Origin of the sequence: Prosthecobacter sp. (assembly GCF_044378005.1) — a bacterium.
Classification (GTDB): domain Bacteria; phylum Verrucomicrobiota; class Verrucomicrobiia; order Verrucomicrobiales; family Verrucomicrobiaceae; genus Prosthecobacter.
On the sequence record NZ_JBILYB010000321.1, the window covers coordinates 1 to 2,770 of the forward strand.

Sequence of the window (2,770 nt, forward strand, 5' to 3'; positions counted from 1 at the left end):
GGCGGGCAGCAGCACGCCATCGCGCGTCCAGGAGAGACTGCGGTTCGCTTTTTCGATGTTCACGCCGAGGTTTAGCGTGGGGAAGCGGGTCACCTGGCCGAGCTTCTCGGCGGCGTATTGATCGAGCGAGATGCTGTTGCGGAATCCGGCTTTGAATGCGCCGCGTGCTGAGGTGAGGAAGCAGTTGTCCGTGCTGTGTCCGCCCGTCACGCCCGGATGCGAAAGGCCGCTGAACACGCTAAACTCATTCCGCACGTCGGCGAGCATCTCGAGGTAAGGCGAGAGCGCGTAGTCGCGGCCGGCGGTCGCCGGAAAGAAGTTCTTCGGCAGCACGCCGAGATTGTTCGCGATGACCAGCATTCGCTTCGGCGTTAGAGGTTGCGCAGCTCTTGTGAAGACGGGTGTCATGCATTCGAGCATCGGAAGCCCGAGCGTGATGCCAAGACCGCGCAAGAAGGTGCGGCGAGGCAGGGAAAAGGAGGCGGTGGAGATGTGAGGAGCGTTCATGGCTTTGGGTTTCCAAGGAAGATTGGGCTTTGCAGCAGCGCATGCACAAGATCCCGCACGCGGTAACCGTCCTTCATGCAGGCATCGAGCATCGCTTCGATGTCGCGGCGGTCGGAGAACTGCACGGGTGTGCCTGTGGCATACAGCGTGAACTGGTGCAGGAGATTCCGTGCGAGCTGGCGCGAGTTGGCGGCGAAGAGGGCTTTTAGGTCGTGGATGTTGGCGAACTGACGACCATCAGCGAGTTGACCGCTGGCATCCACTTTGCCCGCGAGGGTGAAGGCAAAGTCGTGACCGGCGCGGTCGATGCCGGTGATGCGTTCGCCATCGCTGGTGCCGCGATAGCGCGTGCGCCAGGCACCAAGGATATCGAAGTTTTCGAGAGCGAGACCGACAGGATCAAACTTCGCGTGGCAGGTGGCGCAGGTTTTGGATTTCGTGTGCTGGGCGATGAGTTCGCGGATGGTTTTTGCACCGCGAATGTCCGGTTCTACGGCAGGAATACCCGGTGGTGGCGGCGGCGGATGCTGACCAATGAGACGATCCATGATCCACACGCCACGCAGCACGGGTGAGGTGCTGGTGCCATTCGCGGACACTTTCAAAACGGAGCCCTGCGTGATGAGCCCGCCATAGGCACTGTCCTTCGGCAGATCAATCCGACGAAGTGCGGAGCCCCTCACCTCAGGCAGGCCATAGTGCCGTGCGAGACGATCATTCACGAGTGCGAACTCGCTCTTGATGAGCGAAGCGGCGGGCAGGTTCTCGCGAAGCATCGCGGTGAAGAATGCGCGGGTCTCCATGCCCATCGACTCGACGAGATAATCATCGAGCCGATACTCAGGATAGAGCCGGATGTCGGGATCATCGCGGCGGAGTTCGCGGAGATTCAGCCAGCAATCGGTGAAGTGATTTACAAAGCGCTCGAAGCCTGAGCTGGAGATCAGCCGGTCCGTTTCCGTGCGCAACGTAGCGGGATCACGCAGCTTCTTTTGCGACGCGAGAGTTGCGAGCGCCGCATCCGGTCTTGAGTCGGTGAGGAAATGAGAAAGCCGGTTCGCGATGGCAAAGTGATCGTCTGCAGCGGCGGGTTCGCGCAGATACAAAAACAGATCGGAGCAAAGGAAGGCCTGATAACCTGCCAGCAAGGCCTCGGCGAGTGGTGCACCGTTTTGCAAGGCATCGAGCACGAGTTTCTCAAACGGCGGGATCGCTTCCTCCGGCACGGGTTCGCGTGCGGCGAGGGCGATAAAGCGACGCAGGAGCCGTTTCACGTCCTCAGCGGGCTTTGCTGATTTGACGTCGGCACCGAGATTATCAAACAGCACGCGATGCGAAGCAGGCGGCCAGGACGCAGGCGCGATGGGGCCTTCCATCTCCAGCCACTGAAACGCGATGCCCGGCTGCCCGCCCTCCGGGAATGGCGGATAACGATAGTAGCCCGTCTTGCCCTGCGCATCGATCTGCGGCACCGGCAGGCCGAGCATGCCATACTCGATGGTCTGGCCTGCGAGCAGATAGACCGTCGTTTCATACACACCGCCTTCGGGCTGCACGTCGATGATGCCGCCAGTCACGCGCACATCTTCAGCGATGTCATGGTTCGTCGGCTTGCGCGCACGGAAGTTCATGGGGACGGGGTGCGTGCCCTTTTTGAACACAAAGCCCTCCGTTTGCAGCACCGACCGCGCGGAGAATCGCACGCGATACTCGCCCGTGGCGTTGGCGGTGACGTTCTTCGGATACACCGCATACGGCCATCCCGGCGAACGGAACAAGGCGAACTCGATGTTCGGATCAGGCTCGGTTGCGTTGGCTTGGTTCGCGTTCTTTTGCTCCAGGTCGAAGCCCTTACCATCCCGCGCATAGAACAGCGACTCCACACCACCGGTGGTGCGATGGGGACCGAGCTGCTTGCCAACGACTCGCGTCTTTTTCGATGTCGGCGGCGCAGGTGATGTCACCACGGCCTGGCGCAACGCCGTCTCCACCGCATCCAGGTAAGCCGTGAGCTGCACATGCGAGATGTCCAGCGTGGACGCGACCTTGTCGAAGTGATGCGACTCGCGATCCGCAGGCAAGATGTCGCGAATATCGAGATGCGGCAGCGCGAGCAGGTCGCGCAAGTTTTGCTCAAACTCGATGCGATTGAGCCGCCTCATCGCCCCCCTCCCCTTCTGCGCCGTAGCCGCCGCGCTCGCCGCGTGCAAAGACGATTCCAACGCCGCCAGCAAAGCCTTCCGATCCTCAGGCTTCATGTCTT

Annotated in this window: 2 protein-coding genes; both read right to left on the bottom strand. The window is 61.2% G+C overall.

All coding sequences use genetic code 11. From position 1 onward, the window contains the following. Positions 1-507 (bottom strand): DUF1552 domain-containing protein (locus AC6FTP_RS26750; protein WP_497209950.1); only part of this gene is annotated, 507 nt, incomplete at its 3' end. Continuing rightward, positions 504-2,770 (bottom strand): DUF1592 domain-containing protein (locus tag AC6FTP_RS26755; protein ID WP_497209951.1); only part of this gene is annotated, 2,267 nt, incomplete at its 5' end. The genes AC6FTP_RS26750 and AC6FTP_RS26755, both read right to left, overlap by 4 nt.